This is a genomic window from Bacillus sp. SRI_025, from assembly GCF_057592095.1.
In genome coordinates this window covers 783875-800615 of sequence record NZ_JBYEGB010000001.1, presented here as the reverse complement: position 1 = coordinate 800615, position 16741 = coordinate 783875, and the positions used below count along the sequence as shown (strand labels likewise).

The 16741-nt window shown below is 41.7% G+C and carries 15 protein-coding genes; 6 read left to right on the top strand and 9 right to left on the bottom strand.

The genetic code is table 11. From position 1 onward, the window contains the following. Nucleotides 1–274: 274 nt before the first annotated feature. The 6 genes from AC20OE_RS04085 to AC20OE_RS04060 all read right to left on the bottom strand — a co-directional run bounded on the left by AC20OE_RS04085 (nt 275) and on the right by AC20OE_RS04060 (nt 8247). Nucleotides 275–2341 carry a beta-galactosidase gene (locus AC20OE_RS04085; protein WP_059377304.1) on the bottom strand — a complete coding sequence of 689 codons (2067 nt, stop codon included), beginning with the start codon at nt 2339–2341 and terminating at the stop codon, nt 275–277. Between the two features lie 23 nt (nt 2342–2364). Continuing rightward, nucleotides 2365–3573, bottom strand: coding sequence for a glycoside hydrolase family 53 protein (locus AC20OE_RS04080; RefSeq protein WP_039182699.1), 1209 nt, complete (start codon nt 3571–3573; stop codon nt 2365–2367). An 11-nt stretch (nt 3574–3584) separates the two neighbouring features. Next, nucleotides 3585–4427 carry a sugar ABC transporter permease gene (locus AC20OE_RS04075; RefSeq protein ID WP_039182698.1) on the bottom strand — a complete coding sequence of 281 codons (843 nt, stop codon included), beginning with the start codon at nt 4425–4427 and terminating at the stop codon, nt 3585–3587. A gap of 1 nt (nt 4428) precedes the next feature. Beyond that, nucleotides 4429–5667: a carbohydrate ABC transporter permease gene (locus AC20OE_RS04070; RefSeq protein ID WP_047203725.1), complete on the bottom strand. Its 1239-nt coding sequence runs from the start codon at nt 5665–5667 to the stop codon at nt 4429–4431. Between the two features lie 146 nt (nt 5668–5813). Continuing rightward, the gene (ganS, locus tag AC20OE_RS04065; protein WP_039182694.1) at nt 5814–7079 is read right to left on the bottom strand and encodes a galactooligosaccharide ABC transporter substrate-binding protein GanS; all 1266 of its coding nucleotides are present in this window, start codon (nt 7077–7079) and stop codon (nt 5814–5816) included. A gap of 172 nt (nt 7080–7251) precedes the next feature. Further along, nucleotides 7252–8247: a LacI family DNA-binding transcriptional regulator gene (locus AC20OE_RS04060; protein WP_039182692.1), complete on the bottom strand. Its 996-nt coding sequence runs from the start codon at nt 8245–8247 to the stop codon at nt 7252–7254. 172 nt (nt 8248–8419) lie between these two features. Here AC20OE_RS04060 and AC20OE_RS04055 point away from each other — a divergent pair, with 172 nt between their 5' ends. Further along, complete coding sequence (locus AC20OE_RS04055) at nt 8420–9319, top strand: LysR family transcriptional regulator (protein WP_041087486.1); 900 nt, start codon at nt 8420–8422, stop codon at nt 9317–9319. A gap of 15 nt (nt 9320–9334) precedes the next feature. Here the strand turns inward: AC20OE_RS04055 and AC20OE_RS04050 are convergent, their stop codons facing one another. From AC20OE_RS04050 to AC20OE_RS04040, 3 genes are all read right to left on the bottom strand, one after another. Further along, nucleotides 9335–11011 carry a hypothetical protein gene (locus tag AC20OE_RS04050; protein WP_039182688.1) on the bottom strand — a complete coding sequence of 559 codons (1677 nt, stop codon included), beginning with the start codon at nt 11009–11011 and terminating at the stop codon, nt 9335–9337. A gap of 82 nt (nt 11012–11093) precedes the next feature. Next, nucleotides 11094–11504, bottom strand: coding sequence for a hypothetical protein (locus tag AC20OE_RS04045; protein ID WP_041087490.1), 411 nt, complete (start codon nt 11502–11504; stop codon nt 11094–11096). A 12-nt stretch (nt 11505–11516) separates the two neighbouring features. Further along, nucleotides 11517–13010: a lipase family protein gene (locus AC20OE_RS04040; protein WP_411801716.1), complete on the bottom strand. Its 1494-nt coding sequence runs from the start codon at nt 13008–13010 to the stop codon at nt 11517–11519. A 98-nt stretch (nt 13011–13108) separates the two neighbouring features. Here AC20OE_RS04040 and AC20OE_RS04035 point away from each other — a divergent pair, with 98 nt between their 5' ends. The 5 genes from AC20OE_RS04035 (at nt 13109) to AC20OE_RS04015 (ending at nt 16710) form a co-directional block, all read left to right on the top strand. After that, nucleotides 13109–13609, top strand: a complete 501-nt coding sequence (locus AC20OE_RS04035) for a DUF1433 domain-containing protein (RefSeq protein WP_058838407.1) — start codon at nt 13109–13111, stop codon at nt 13607–13609. 81 nt (nt 13610–13690) lie between these two features. Beyond that, complete coding sequence (locus tag AC20OE_RS04030) at nt 13691–14173, top strand: DUF1433 domain-containing protein (RefSeq protein ID WP_058838408.1); 483 nt, start codon at nt 13691–13693, stop codon at nt 14171–14173. A 63-nt stretch (nt 14174–14236) separates the two neighbouring features. Next, nucleotides 14237–14728, top strand: coding sequence for a DUF1433 domain-containing protein (locus AC20OE_RS04025; RefSeq protein ID WP_058838409.1), 492 nt, complete (start codon nt 14237–14239; stop codon nt 14726–14728). Between the two features lie 97 nt (nt 14729–14825). Further along, a complete protein-coding gene (locus tag AC20OE_RS04020; RefSeq protein ID WP_059377501.1) occupies nt 14826–15761 on the top strand; it encodes a nucleoside hydrolase in 936 nt (311 codons plus the stop codon). Nucleotides 15762–15852: 91 nt separating this feature from the next. Next, the gene (locus AC20OE_RS04015; RefSeq protein WP_039182677.1) at nt 15853–16710 is read left to right on the top strand and encodes a MurR/RpiR family transcriptional regulator; all 858 of its coding nucleotides are present in this window, start codon (nt 15853–15855) and stop codon (nt 16708–16710) included. Nucleotides 16711–16741 lie beyond the last annotated feature (31 nt).

Here is a 16741-nt window from a genome sequence, read left to right as displayed (position 1 = left end):
CCCTGCAAATAAACCGTTTACATTTATCTATTCTTTTCATCCAATGCACTCCCATAGGTGCATTGAAAAAAAAGATTATCAAATTTATGAGTATGAAGCAACCGCTTTCATACCTATACAATGGTAAAAAAGGATGGAGAGACCAGTCGTAATGCGGCATCAAATATTGCAAAAAAATTTAGATAAAAAATAACTAATAAATTCACAGCGATAAATATGGGTATATATACTCATTAAAATCAAAAAGCGCCCAATAAATGGACGCTTCTTTCAATTATTTTTTCAGGATGACGTACTCGTAAGGATCAAGTTGAAGCTGCTCAGGCACTTGTTGGCCAGTCAGTATATTCTCATAGCTTGCCTCTGAATCTAGTGACATGTTCTGCTGCTCTTCTGAAAAATTCATCAAAAACACATAGTCCTGCGTACCGTCTGTTCGTTTTTGTACACTGACTCCTTCTGGAATTGCAGTGGATAGGACGGGCTGTATGCCAATGCCTGCGATAAGGTCTTCGTAAAACTCATCATAAAAAGCCTGTTCATTTTCTGAGGCCATATAGTATGCCTTCCCTTTTTCTAATGAACGGACAGTCAGGGCTGGCTGTCCTTCGTAGCAGCCATTCTCAAAATGCCCTAGCACAGAGGCCGTTTCAGGATGTATGGATTCGCAATATTGTCCGACATGATAGGTGCGTCCATTTCCTGTCGTCATTAACACATGTTCATCTGGCATCAATGTGTTGATTTCCTCTGCCCAAATGCCAAGTACATGGCGGAGAGGACCAGGGAAACCGCCGAGGAAACAGAGATCATTTTCATCGACCATGCCGCTCCAGTAAGTCGCGATAAAAATGCCGCCCTCTTTGACAAAGGCTTCAATTTTTTCTGCAACGCCTGGTTTGATCATGTAGAGCATTGGCCCAATGAGCACACGATAGGATGAGAAATCCTTTTCCATCCCGACAATGTCAACAGGGATGCCTTTTTTCCAAAAGCTTCGATAGTGAGTTTGACAAGCCTCTACATATCGTTTGTTTGTATTATTTAAGCCTTGCGCATCATCAATGGCCCAGTGGTTTTCCCAATCGTAAATGATGGCAACCTCTGGCTGAACGGATGTGCCCGCAATTGGCTGCAACTGCTCCAGTTGTTTTCCTAGATCAGCTACCTCTTGAAACACGCGCGTATGTTCATGGCCAGAATGATCGACAACGGCACCGTGGAATTTCTCAGAGGCGCCTCGACCTTGCCGCCACTGGAAATAAAGCACGGAGTCTGATCCGTGGGCAATTGCCTGCATGGCAGAAAGGTGTGCCATGCCTTTATGTTTGACCTTGTTGACTTCATGCCAGTTCACAAGGCTCGGCGTACTCTCCATGACGAGAAACGGCTGTCCGTCCTTTAATGAACGATACAAATCATGTACAAAGGCGACGTTTGATGCTAATTCGGCCGTTGTTTCTCTGCCGCTATGCCAAGCAGGATAGCTATCCCATGAGATCACATCGACCTCTTTAGCAAATTGATGATAATCCAGCCCAAGGAATGGACGCATATGTGGATAGTCACCCATAAAGTTCGTGGTTACTGGGATATGAGGCGTCAATTCCCGCAGCGGTTCAATTTCATTTTGATAAAAATTAATCGTTTGCGCTGTGACAAAGCGTTTCCAATCCAGGTTCATGCCGTGAATCATGTGCTCCCCGTGTGGTGCGGGAGACTCGATTTGTGACCAATCACTATACGTGTGGCTCCAAAATCCTGTCCACCATGCTTGATTCAAAGCCTCAAGATCATGATTGTATTTGTCCTTCAAATAGTCTCGAAATGCTTCCTGGCAAAGATCGCAATGACACTCGCCGCCGTACTCATTTGAAATGTGCCACATGATCAGTGCTGGATGATCCTTGTAGCGTTCCGCAAGCAGCCGGTTGAGTGTGTTCGTTTTCTCTCGATAAACCGGAGAGGTGAAGCAATGATTATGGCGCAGTCCATGTAAGTTACGCTGACGATTCGCTTCGACGCGCAATACTTCTGGATATGTTTGCGACAGCCAAGCAGGTCTTGCCCCGCTTGGCGTAGCGAGAATGGCGTGTGCCCCCTGCGCTGCCAAGCGGTCCATAATGTCATCCAGCCAAGCAAAGTCATATTGACCTTCTTTTGGCTCTAGCTTACTCCATGCGAATATGTTGATGGAGAATGTTTGACAGTGTGCAAGCTTCATTAATCGAAAATCTTCGTCAATGATCTCTGGCATATGGAGCCATTGATCTGGATTGTAATCGCCACCATGCAAAAAGCCTTTCACATTTGGGTGAACGAGTGGGTAACGCTTTCCCATTTTGTCACGTCCTATCCTTTTAGTTACGGTGTCATTTGTTTAAATACATCAAGAGAAGGTAGTGCTTTTCCGTTGAAATCAAACATCGCTTGATTTTCCCACGCATTTCCGACAGTACCGGTGGTTTGAATATAAGCGAGCCCGTATTGACTAGACCACGGAGCACCTTTCGCTGGAATCCAAAGCGGCTCCCAATAAAAGAATCCTTTTCCGCGGTTGTTGTTTACTTTTGAAATCTTTTCGGATAGATCTCGTATAAAAGATGCCTGGCCTTGAGGTGAGGCTGGATAGCCGGCTGTGTTGACAGAGTCTTGATTAAATGAGTTATCTAGGTTGTCACCGTTTGCTGTCGTAAAGCCGTAAGCAGTTTCCACCACGATGACGTCTTTGTTATAGCGGGCACTAATATCATTCATATTGGACGTAAGACCGCTAAAGCCGCCGTCCCAATACGGGTAATAAGATAAACCGATTGTATCGAATGAGACGCCTCGTTTTGTGATTTCATCAAACCACCAGCGGGATGCACCATTGTCTCCGCCATGTGCAAGGTGAAGCATGATTTTGATGTTTGAATCGACAGAGCGGACGGCATTTGTGCCAGCTTTTAGCAAAGCAGCGAGCCGATCAAATTCACCACCGCCTTCACCCCAGCTTTTTCCGTTTGGCCACAGCATACCTGAGTTCAACTCATTCCCGACCTGAACCATATTCGGCAAGGCATTTTGCGCTCTCATCGCTTTGAGCACATCGCCTGTGTAAGTGCCGACTGCTTTTTCTAAATCACTTTGTGAGAGGGACGCCCACGCTTTCGGTTTGAATTGTTTACCCGGATCCGTCCAGAAATCACTGTAGTGAAAATCAAGCAGCACTTTCATATTTTGTGCTTTTGCACGTTTCGATAAAGCGATGGCTGTATTGAGATCATTTGTCCCGCCGTTATAAGCACGGCCTTGATTGTCATATGGATGGTTCCACAGTCTGATACGCACATAGTTGACGCCTTTATCCTTTAATAGCTTGAGCGGATCAACCTGCTGTCCGTTCTGGTTGTAGTATCTGCCACCGCTTTTCTCTACTTCTGCAAGCATAGAGATATCGGCTCCTTTGATGAAATCACCTTGCAATCCATTGATCGGCTGAACAGAAATCGCATCTGCCTTAGCTTCAGGCAAAACACCTAACCCTATCAGAAAGAAAAAGGCAACAGTGACAAGCAACCATTTCTTCATCAAATCTCCCCTTATCCTTTTGTCCCGCCTTGTGTGAGGCCGGACACAAATTGTTTTTGTAAAACAAGGAACAATAAAGCGACTGGAATCGCAATGAGTAAAGCCCCGGCTGCAAAGGTCGTGTAGCTGGCACCCATTTTATCTGACACAAGATTGTACAGACCGATTGGGAGCGTATACATTTCGGGTGAGCGGACAATGACACTGGAAATGATGAAATCACCCAGTGGACCTGTAAATGAGTTGATCGCGACAACGGCTAAGATGGGCTTAGCGAGCGGCATAATAATTTGGATGAAAATCCGGAAATGCCCTGCGCCATCCATTCTGGCTGATTCATCGAGATCCTTCGGAATCGCATCAAGATAGCCTTTCATTAAATACGTATTCATCGGAATTTGTCCACCTGCATAAATCAAAATCAGGGCAAGGTGGCTATTAATGAGTCCAAGCATTTGAGCAAGAACAAAAATCGCAATCAGCGCTGAAAATTGAGGAATCATTTGCAGCAGCAAAAAGAGCATCAGCCCATTTTTACGTCCTTTGAAGCGGAATCTGGAAAAGGCATAGCCTGTAAAACTAACAAGAATCAGCGTTAAAACCATAGTGGCAATACTGATCTTCATTGAGTTCCAATACCATTTTGCATAAAGTGCCCCCTGACCGAAGAACAGCTCGGTGAAATGGCTGAACGTTGGATCCTTCGGAAACATACTGGTACTCATCAGGCTGTTCCCAGGATTAAAGGAAGCACCGATCGTCCAAAGCAGTGGATATAGAATACAAATGGAGGCAATGAAAAGGATAAAATAAGTGATACTCAGGCGAATGAGCTTATTTTGTTTTGATCCCATATCACATCATGTCCTCCTCTTTGAATGAATTCGTTCTCTTAAATTGCCAGAGTGCAATGGCGATGACAAAGATTGAAAGTAAGATCGTGACTGCGGCAGCAAGTGCATATTGAGAAGACTGCATCGTGAGTTTGTAAATCCAAGAAACCAAGATGTCCGTTCCCCCGGCAGTTGAGCCAGCCACAGGTGGTCCTCCGCCATTAAATAAATAGATGATATTAAAGTTGTTAAAGTTAAACGTATATTGCGTGATTAATATAGGCGCAATGGAATAAAGGACAAGCGGTAACGTGATGGACCGGAATTTCTGAAAGAAGTTTGCCCCATCAATGGTCGCAGCTTCGTATAGATCCTCTGGAATCGCCTGTAAAACACCGGTTGTCATAATGAAAACAAAAGGGAATCCAAGCCAAGTCTGCATCGCAATGAGGGCGATTTTGCTCCAAAATGGATCTGTCAGCCATGGTTTTGGATCAATCCCAATCGATGCAAAAAGTGTGTTGTTAATGGCTCCAAATGTATCGTTGAACAGTCCGGCAAACACCAAAATGGTCACAAAACCTGGAACAGCCCAAGGAAGAATCAAAATCGTTCTAAAAAACCGTTTTCCCTTTAAATCCTTCTGGTTGAGCAGAACCGCTAGAAAGATGCCAATGGCACATTGAAGGGTCGACGCAGCCAACGTCCATACGACGGTCCAGCCAAGTACATCAATGAAAGTGTCTCTCCAAATATCAATTGAAAAGATATTTTGAAAGTTCTTGATCCCTACCCAATCAATCAGATTTGCAGGAGGCGAGTGGTATAGATCGTAGTTCGTAAAAGCCAGCGCAAAGCTGAACATAATAGGAAAGACAACAGAGAATAGAAGTAAAAAGAAAGCAGGAGTGCTCATTAAGTAAGGAAAGCCTTGGTCGATAAGCTGATGATATTGAGCTCGAATGGAATGGAGCGGAACCCCTTGATCACGTTTTTTTCCGTTTATAAAAGCGTCACGCATCATGAGTACGTAAAAGCCGATACCAAAACCAGCTGTTAACAGTGCAATAATCCCTTTTGCCAAAAGGAAAACAGAGTTGTCACGAGGCAGCATCGTACCTAGTGTGAACAGCCCCCAGAAGCCAATATTAAATAAATCATAAAATACGATGATAAAAGAGACGCCGAATAGGAAAAAAAGTGCCCCTTTGCCGTACTGTTTATTGTATATCTGCCCCATCCCGGGTATAAGGGAGAACATTAGCGCCCGTCTCCGGTGTGTCTTTGATTCCACTATGTGTGTGCGGTCTAGTTCAAGGTTACCCGTCACGTCTAACACCTACTTCACATGAAATTAGATCAAATACGGGCAGCTTGATAGACTTAAAGGCTACCCGTGTTTGATAATTATTTGGAGTGATTTGCTTTAATTTGAGAGTCGATTTGATTGACCGCATCATCAAATGCCTTTTTCACATCTGTTCGTCCGGTTGCAATGAGGCCTAATGCGCTGTCAATCGGCTTCCACACCTCTGCCATTTCAGGGGTATTCGGTGTCAGTGTGGCATATTTCGTTTGTTTTGAAACAGCATCCGCATTGACGTTTTCAGTAATAATTGGATCCTTCATCAGCTTTTTCACTGGTGGAATTTCCTCTGTTACTTCAAATCGCTTCTTCGAATTTTTTTCATTCGTGATAAACTCAACAAATTTCTCAGCAAGGTCTTTATTTTTAGAATAAGAGGAGACGTTGTAGCTCTTTACACCTAAGAATGAACTCATATGCTTTCCGTTCGGGAGTGTTGGCAGCTCTGTTACGCCATAGTCAATTCCAGCTTCTTTATATGGACCAAATGACCATGGACCAGAAATGACAGCTGCCGCCTTTTTCTCTGTGAATAAGGAGTTGAGGACATTGATTCCTTGTTCACCAATGATACCTTTCGGGAAAAGTCCTTCGCTAAAGAATTTTTGAATGTATTTTCCGCCTTCGATGGCGCCATTGTTGTTCAGGCCAATATCATTCACATCATAGGAGCCATCGCTTTTCTGTTTGAAAATATAGCCCCCTGATCCGCCTAACACACTTTGTGCATAGTAAATTTCATCCCATTTCGCAACAAAACCGTATTTCCCGTCTTTTGTCAGCTTTTTCGAAAGGTCATACCAGTCATCAAGTGTAGTTGGTGCCTTTTTGACAAGGTCTTTGTTATAGAAAAGCACAGTCGTTTCAACGGATTTCGGAAGGCCATACAGCTTGCCGTCTACCGTTTGTGATTGAATGGATTCGTCTGTAAAGGAATCGATTACTTTTTGATCAGGCTTGATTTCCTGTAACAGCCCCTCAGTGACAGCTGATCCAATTTGATCGTGAGGCATTGTGATGACGTCTGGGCCTGTCCCGGCTGCTCCATCAAGGCGGAGAGCTTCGATTTGGTCAGCATACGCTTTTTCGACCACTTTGATTTTCACATCGTTTTGTTTTTCGAATTCTTTTACAGCGTCTTGAATCCCATCAGACTTTTTGACATCCTCCCATACTAGCAAGGTCTTTGTACCTGTAGATGCTGGCTGACTCCCGCTTGAATTGTCATCTCCTGGCCCGCATGCTGAAAGCAGAAGCACAGCAGTACCAACGACTGCTGATAATGTCGCCCATTTTCCCTTTTTCATTGGTAATCCCCTCTCGTTCTTTTTTCACAGATGATAAGAAAACGCTTTCTTAATGTGAGAATATCAACTTAAGTAAAAAAAGTAAACATATTTTATTAAATTTATTAAGTAAAATTTTTTACTCATATAGAGAGAAAAGAAGCCCTCCATATTAGGAGGGGCTTCCAGTTGATTATATGGTGCTTTTTCGAAAAACAGGCTCTGAGGCAATCAGAACAGTTTTAGGCAATGTTCTGCCGTCCACAAGTCTTTCTAAAAGTAAATCGATCGCTGTCTCACAAAGTAATGACGTATGGATATGATACGTGGTGAGCGGCGGCGACACATATTGAGATACATGAATATCGTTGATACTAAAAACGCTGACGCGATTCGGCAGAGAAAATCCGCGCTCATTTAATGCTTGTAAGCAGCCAATGGCAAGAGGGTCACTAGCGACACAAAAAGCGGTGGGCAGATCATCACCAAGCTCATCAATCGCCTTCATCATGAGCGCATAGCCTTCATCGACTGAGAAATGGTGGCCGATATAGACCAATCGCTCATCAAGCATATGGCGGGCAAGCATGTATTCACGGAAAGTCGTTTCACGAATATCTGGAATGTGCACATTCGTATTGAGATCAAGATCTGTGCCGCCAATGAATCCAATGGATGAGTGTTCTTTTTCGATAAAAGAATCGACGATCTTTTCAACAATTCGTTTCAGGTTCGGCTTTACAGAATCAAAACGATCTTCATCCGGTGTCGTATCAATAAAGACAATGTGCGGAGTGACCGCATATAATTGGTCAAGCTCTGACGTTTTAAATCGGCCGATGGCGATGATCCCTTCTGTAGCAGGATCAATGGAATGAAGCCCATCAGAAGGATTGTAAGCGGTGACATTTAAGCTCCGAGTATTGGTGAGTTCCTCAATGCCGAGTCGAATGGATTTAAAATAAATATCTTCAAGCTCTTCCTTTTCGGTCATCCAATAGAGAAAGGCGATTTTTTTTAATGAATGTTTGAATGTCTTCTTTTGGTAGGACAAAGCTTCTGCGGCGGCATATACTTTTTCGCGTGTTTGATCGGTGACAGATAGGTTGGGATCTTGGTTCAGTACGCGAGATACCGTTGCAATGGATAAGCCTGCTTTTTCTGCAATGTCCTTTATTTTAGCTGCCAAATCAGCACCTCCTATAGAAAATATCTCCTCTTAGTATAGAGTCTTTAAAAAAATTAGTAAATATTTTTATTAAATTGTTTTCGTTTAGGCGGTTCTTTACGTGCTGGAAAGGAATTAGTAAGATATATATATGTAAGGTGTTGGATTAAGATTTCTGATAGGAGAGGGACCGATGTATTACGATGCACTGAAGACATTTGTAACAGTGGTGGAGGAGAAGAACTTTACAAAAGCAGCCCAAAAGCTGCGGATTTCTCAGCCGAGTGTTAGTCTTCATATTAAGAACTTGGAGCAGGAATTCCAGACCGTTCTGCTGAATCGTTCGCCAAAGCAATTAACCGTTACACCAACTGGGGATATGCTGTACCATCGATCAAAACAAATCATTCGTCTCTATGAACAGGCGAAGCAGGACATTTATGAGCATCATCATTTGGCAAGAGGAAAGCTGACCATCGGGGCGAGCTTCACAATTGGTGAGTATGTGCTGCCGCAAATATTGGCGGAGTTTCATCAGCTCTATCCGCATGTTGATATTGAGGTGGTCATTGATAATACAGAGGCGATCGCCGGACACGTCCGTTTATTCCATGTCGATATCGGTTTGATCGAAGGACAAACCAATGACAAAGAGCTTTCTGTAGAAACTTTTCTAGAGGACGAGCTGTATATTGTGGCGCCATTAGATCATCCTTTTGCCAAGAAAAAAGATGTCACCATTGATCAATTACAAAACGAAACATGGATCACGAGAGAAGAGGGATCAGGGACAGGAGAATATTTACAGCATGTCCTGAAATCAAATGGACTGAAAGCACGAACCTTTGTGACCTTTAGCAGCAATCAAGCCATTAAAGAAGCTGTGATCCACGGAATGGGTCTTTCTGTTTTATCTAAATATGTCCTCCAGCGAGGCAGCATTGGCGGTGAATTGGCTGTTATTTCTGTGAGAGGCATGGATTTCAAACGAAAATTCTCCTATGTCGAGTCACCGATGACTGGGGGAAATAAAAATAAGGAATTGCTCGTTGAATTGTTAAGGAAAGAGAAAAAAGGAGCTTCTCCACAATAGGAGAAGCTTCTTTTTTTATAACCCTTTGATTTTAATTTCATCGACTGGAAGGAAGATTTCACCTGTATCTGTATATTTCATGGTGACCTGATCGCCCTCTTTTAAATAGATGACGAGAGGTTCTTTTTCAGATGACATAGTGTAGCTTTTTCCATCGTCTAGCAGGAAGGTGACGGTTGTATAATCACCGGTCTTTTCTTTGTAGACTCGTTTGACCTTCCCTGCTGCTTCTTTCTTTTCTTGCTTAGAGGAACTGTTAACGGTACCGCCGCCTTTTTGCAGAGCTGTTTTATAGGCTCTCAGTGCTTCGTTTGGTGTAGAAGCGTACGCAGCGATTTCTGGATTGGCTGCAGAAACGATAAAGTAGTTTTGCAGGAATCCATTTGAATCGAGAACCGGTGTGAGCCAGCTGGCTTCACCATAGAAATTATAGAGAATCGGCATGCGCCCTTTCCATTTCTTCTCGATGAATCGTTTCTCAATAATTTGCAGAGCGCCCTGAGAATCCATATAGGATTCTTCAAGATTTCCGGTATAATAAGTCGCTTTTCCTGTCCGGGCATTTGTGAGGGCATATCCGAGCATGGAATCAACGCCCTCTTTCGGACTTGTGAAATCTGTGAAGTAATACATATCTCCTTTTGAATCAAACACTGGGCTCACATTGGCTTCCGTTCCTTCATCGGAAGGCAGCTTTACATCTGACTTCCCAAACATACTGTTCCAGAACCCGTGAATATAGTTTCCGAAATAGCTGTTTTGCAGGCTGACCGCCTCTGGTGAAACAGCACCGTCGATAAAGGCAGGTACTTGATCTAGAGCATATTTCTTCGTGGCACCCGTTTTGGCATCAACAACGACCACACCGGAAGCTTTAAAGCCGTTTCGTGCAGAGATGAAATCGCCATACGTTTGAATGTAATAAGGCTTGCCGTCATCATTGATTTCCAGCTGTGTATCGCCGTAGAAAATCAAATCTGGGTACTGGAGACGGATATGCCGCTCAATTTCTTTGTTGAAATAGGAGGAAGGCGTATAAACCATCTCCGTCTTCACGAACTTTGGATTAGCAGATGAGTCAGTCGCGCTTAATGTAAAGTAACCCGGCGTGCTGCCTGCACGAATCCATTTAAAGAAGTCCGAGAATTCCACCGGAGCGATGTAAACATACTCACCGTTGACCTTCTGAATTTGCAAGCTGCCAAGCTCATAGTAGCTTGTATTTGGAACCTGTCCGAACGATTTCTTCATTTTATTACGAGCAAATTGAGGCGGTACACTCGCAGGTGTTTCTGTCTCTTCAAACGCTTTGATTTCTACTTTTTGCTCCATTTTGGAGACATCGAATTTCTCATTCGCATTGAATAGAAAAGCTGTCGCCATGTAAACACCGAGCAGTAATAGAATAAGGAACAGCACGCCTTTGATTTTACGCTCCAATCCAACTGACAAAAAGGCGCCTGCTGCTGTCACAACAAGACCAATCAGCCATAGGGAGGAAGGGTTCCGATCTAAATTGGTGATGTAATAGAAAACAAAAATACCGATCATAAACAGTAAAGCAAGGCCAGCAATCCACATGAACGGCACCTGCTGTTCTGTTCCTTTCTTTCTTATAATCAACCTAATTGGTGTGAGCAAAAGGGTCAGGACAAGACCGATCACAACCGAAAATAACAGAATATATCCCACAAACAGATCTCCTTTCAAATCAATCACTCTTTTAGTATATACGAGTGAGGCGGGGAAAAGATTCATCGGATGGAAGGTTCATCTAAATGCCAATCGAGTTGATGGCGGAACGAACATCTTCTTTCAGTTCGTAAAACTTGAGTCTTTGTTCAATTTTTTCTATTAAGGCATCAATGGCTTGACCTGACATATGTGTTTGGATGCGATTTTGATGTGTATACACTTTGATCTGAAGTTCATCGATTAGATCTAAAATTTTTTCCGCTTCTTGACGGTCATCTGCAAACTCATTTTGAAGCTGATGTCGGATGGCTCTGATAAGTGCTGTTTTCTGTTCTTCTTTGATCTTTGCTTTCAAAGCTGCCAGCTCTGCTGGTGTCATGTCTTCCGTGTCAAAGTTTGCTTTTGAGAAGATGGAGCTTGATGTATGCGTATCTGTCATTCTTTGCAAAAAACGATCTGCATCTGTTGGTTGTTTCTTTGAAAATTCCATTTATCGTACTCCTTAAGAAATACCCATGTTCTTCGCCAGGGCTATATCTGCATCGTGGTATTGTTTTCCAAGATCGCTCATATCATCTGATAGTGAGTCCATCCACCTTTTCATATTCATAGCGCTATCAATCGCTGTATCATACTTTTTGACCGAATAGAACTCATTTTCAAGACCCTCTGTTTTTAAGTGGCGAATCACGGCATCTACATCTGAAGCCGTCAGCTGATCATACGAACCGAAACCGACAATTTGTTTGTATCTCGAACGAACTCGTTCTACCGATTGATCTACTTTGTCATCGAGTTTCTCAATTTTGCGAATGATTTGCTGCATATGGTGATCGGCATATGTCGAGAATTTACGCCCTGTGTTCATGAGAACGTGGGACTTAATTAAAATCGCCACTACACTATGCGGATCAACATTAGATTGACCCAACTGTTGTAACATGGCCGTAGTAAGAGAAGGATTTTTTTTCAACATATCATCAATGGTTTGAACGGAGCCATCTGGCGAAAAGGTATAACGATCTAATCCATGGCTGCCAGCGAGGGCTTCAAGAAATAAATTCGCATCCAGTGAAGGATTCACACTCATTGCCCGATTGAGGAGGTCTTTTATGAATTGGACGGCTTTTGAGGAGTCCTCGGAGTAATCGACGCCTTCAGGGAGAGCGGCATCATACATCACTTTCACTCGACCGATTTCTGTCGTATGCCGATTTAAAAGAGAAAGCCCGTCATTGAGATTGATATATTCTGTTAATCTACTGCGGTAATCACCTTTTAATGCTTTAGCTTGTAGACCATCCGATAGATTTGGGTAAATATTCGGATTCTCAAAGGTGACCCCGCCTTGAATAAAATCATTTTTGACAAGAACATAGGAAGCATTTGACCCGCCAAGCGAATGCCCTGTCACATACATCTTCGCATTCGGCATTTTCTTATGGATTTCTTTCGCATACCGATCCGCTTGAACCATTTGATTCTCTGCACCATGCTCAAATGGGATATTTTTAATCAGATACTTTGTATCCGAAACCATCCAATCTTGAACAATTTCATTTGTATAGGCGGTTGTGCCTGTTGTCAACTTAGTCGTCACTTCCTGTGAACCCTTCGACCGACTAAAAGGAGGCAGCTTCGTCAAAATGGTAGAAAGAAGATCATCTGACTCTTTTTTTCCATGTTTTTTAATGGTATCTTTATATTGGTCTGCACCAATAGGTTCTGAGCCACGGTAGGCGATGACTGCGTTTTTGATTTTGGTGAGGTCTTTGCCGCCATTAGAACGATCAAAATCTTCTTCGGAAACGATAGTTAGTGTATTAAGTCCTTTATTTGTTTCTTTATAATCAACCACATACATAGTCTTATTTTTACTAATTTCTATCTCACTAGAAATTCTATAGTAATCTATATTATAAGATGCGTTTGAAATAAGATTATAGTCTTTGGCGGAAAGTTCTTTTCGAGATGGGCTTTTAGGCAAAATTGTCACTCCTGTAATATTTATCTTATTTATTATAATATATAGTATGAATGATATCTATAAAAAGAGGATTTAAATCCTCAAGATTAATAAAGGTGGATTATCGAATGAAAAACACAATAAAAGTTGTGCTTATATTGTTTACTATCGTTATTATTTTAATAATTTCTCTTATTCTCCAACAAGATAAGAAAGAAAAATCGAATAATTCAGGGGGGGAAACTGTTGTGAAAGAGAAAAGCGATCAAGAAAAAGCAGAAGAATTCGCAGAGAAAATGAAACCAAAAATAGAAGAAAGATTACATAAAAAAGATATCCATCATTTTATAGAGAAAATTACATTCAAAAAAAAGGTAGTCATAAGTCCAATGGGATATGTAACAGTTGATGGTTATATAAATGATGATGCTGAAAAATTTTATTTCTCAGCATCATTAATACATAAATCTAACGAAATTGGTTCAATGAGCTATTCTCCAGAGTTGTCTTATAGGTTTAAAGACTGGGATAAGTATAAAGATGAGCCTGATATAAAAGAAAACTACCTTAATAGACTTTCTGAAAAAGAACGAGAGCAATATCTAAAGGATATTGGAGAAAAAGAGTAAAACAGGTACTAGCTTACCTGTTTTTATTTTGTCAAATTCAATAGTCGGCTGATTAATGTTCATTAAGGAGTTTTGTGTTTTATGAGAAATATTATGAAACTTACTATTATAATTGTGGCCGTCATTATCTCAGTAACTGCGTTCATTGTAGAGTACATTAATAAGAGTCTATCAGATGAAGTAGTGGAAGAGAAAAGCGACCAAGAAAGAGCAGAAGAGTATGCAAAGAAGATGAAGCCAAAAATTGAAGAGGATTTACGTGAGTCTGATATTCACGGATTTATAAAAAAAATCACCTTCAAAAATCAAGTAACGATCAATCCGATGGGGCACATCATTATTAGAGGATATATCAATGATGAACCCGAGAGATTTAGTTTCGAAGCATTGTTGAGATATGAATCTGGTAAGGTTGATTCAATGAGTTATGACCCTGATTTATCAGACCGCTTTATAGATTGGGAAGAATATAAAGATGAGCCGGAAGTGAAAGAAAATTACCTTAAAAGTTTTACTAAGGAGGAACGTGAACAGTATCTGAGAGACATTGGAGAAAAAAAGTAAAACAGGTATTTATGTACCTGTTTTTTTTATGTTTCATTCATAAAAAAGGTGGAAGTGCTAGATATGAAAAATACAATAAAACTTGTTGCTGTATTAGTTGTGATCATTCTTGTCTCAGTGATTTCGTTAATCGTTCAGCACAATAAGCAAAGTCAAACAAATGTAAATGTAGAGGTAAAAGAAAAAAGCGACCAAGAAAAAGCAGAAGAGCTTGCAGAGGAGATGAAACCTAAGATTGAAGAGCATTTACATAAAAGAGACATTCATCACTTTATTAAAACCATAACGTTTGAAAAAGATGTGACCATTAACCCCATGGGAGATATTAATATTGATGGATATGTGAATGATGAGCCGGAGAAGTACGATTTTTCAGCATCCTTACAGTATAGAGCTAAAAAAATAGGTTCGATGAGTTATTCTTACGAGTTATCAATTCGCTTCAGGGACTGGGAAAAATATAAAGATGAACCGGAATTAAAAGAAGATTTTTTAAAGAGTCTATCCAAAAAAGAACGCGAACAATATCTTAAAGACATTGGAGAAAAAGAGTAATAACAAGTAAGTAATTTCCGATTAACCCTAAATAATTGACAAGGCATATGCTATCATTCACCTAACAACACTTACAAACAAGGGAGAGATTTCACCGATGGCAAATACAAAGAAATTGATCATAGATGTAGATACTGGAATCGATGATGCGATTGGGATTTTGCTGGCAGTGAAAAGTAAGCAGTTTGATATGTTGGGGATTACAACGGTGTGCGGGAATGTGTCTGTCGATACCGCTACTTTGAATACGTGTAAAGTGCTTGAGCTGGTTGAGGCAGATAACATTCCTGTCATCAAAGGTTCAGCAACCCCTCTTTTAAGAGCACCTCATTATGAACATCGGGTACACGGTGAGGATGGAATTGGCGGCGCTTTAAAGGACGCCCGGCCTAAGAAGACCGCAGATGTTGGTTTTGCGCCTGATTTTATCATTGAACAAGTGCTGCAGTATTCGAAGCAGGTCACGCTTGTGTTGACAGGGCCCTTAACGAATTTAGCCCTTGCGGTAAAAAAATGCCCTGAGCTGATTCATCATGTGAAAGAGGTCATTTTTATGGGGGGAGTCGTGCAGGGGCAGGGGAATGTCACACCGGTTGCGGAATTTAATACATATGCAGATCCAGAAGCGGCAAAATTGGTGCTGGAGGCTGGATTCCCTTCATTGACTCAAGTAGGGCTGGATGTCACGAGACAGGTCTTGTTAACGGATGAGAGAATCGATGCCATTCAAAATGAAACGTTGGCAGCTTACATCAGAGAGAGTACAAGCATTTACCGCCAGCGCTATTTTGAGCGCAATGGTGTGTGGGCGTGTGCCATGCATGATCCGCTTGCTGTAAGTCTTGCCATTAACAAGGAGCTTGTAAGCACACAGGCTTTTCATGTAGAAGTGGAGACGAAGAGTGAGTTTTGTGACGGTCAAATGATCTGTGATTTTCAGCACCAATGGGAAAAAGAGCGCAATGTCCAAGTGTGTATGGATGTAGATGCTGAAGCTTTTTTTGATTTATTGATCAAAACGATGAATTCATAAAAAAGAAGTCTGTGCAAACAGGCTTCTTTTTTATAAGATGGGAACATGAGGAAATGTATGCGCTCACATTAAAAGGAAGGAGTGAAGTCAATTGGCTTCTGTCAGTTTAAGTAGTATTGAAAAAATACGAGCAGCAAGCAGAGGATTGCCGCCAAAGTTGAAAGGAATAGCAGAACATATTACGAGTGAACCTGGCGACATTATTCATTTATCTATTGTCGAGCTTGCCAAAAAGACAGCGAGCTCAGAGGCAACGATTTTTCGTCTTTGTAAAAGGCTTGGATTTGAGGGCTTTCAAGATTTGAAGATTGCAATTGCCCAGGAAATAGATCAAACAAAGCCTGATTATGTAGACGAAGAAATGAGTCTTGATGATGATACGGCCGTTTTTATGCAAAAGGTTTTTCAGGCGAATATATCCGCATTAAAGGATAGCTTTCAATTGTTGAATCCAGAAGATGTAGAAAAAGCCATACAACTCATTCATGAAGCAAAGCGCTTAGAGTTTTATGGGAGTGGCGGGTCTGGCCTCATTGCAACAGACGCTTTTCATAAATTTATGAGGACAGGCATCAACTGTATTGTTCACACCGATTCTCATTTTCAAGCGATGTCTGCCGGTCTTCTCGACCAGCACAGTACAGTGATCGGTATATCTCATTCTGGCCGGAATAAAGATTTACTCGATGCTATGAAAACAGCAAAGGAAAAAGGCGCGAAAACCATCGGTATTACAAGCTATCAGCGCTCTCCATTAAGCCAGCTTGCTGATGTTACATTGTATACATCGACGCAGGAAACGGCCTTTCGAACAGAGGCGATGTCTGCAAGACTTGCTCAGCTCACTGTCATTGACGTACTATACTTTGCACTTGCTCACTTAAGGCAGCAGGAAACTTTATCGAATTTAAAACAAATGAGAGAAACCATTTCACAAAAAAGGGTGTAATGGTTTCAAAAATAAATTTTTCTATTAATGA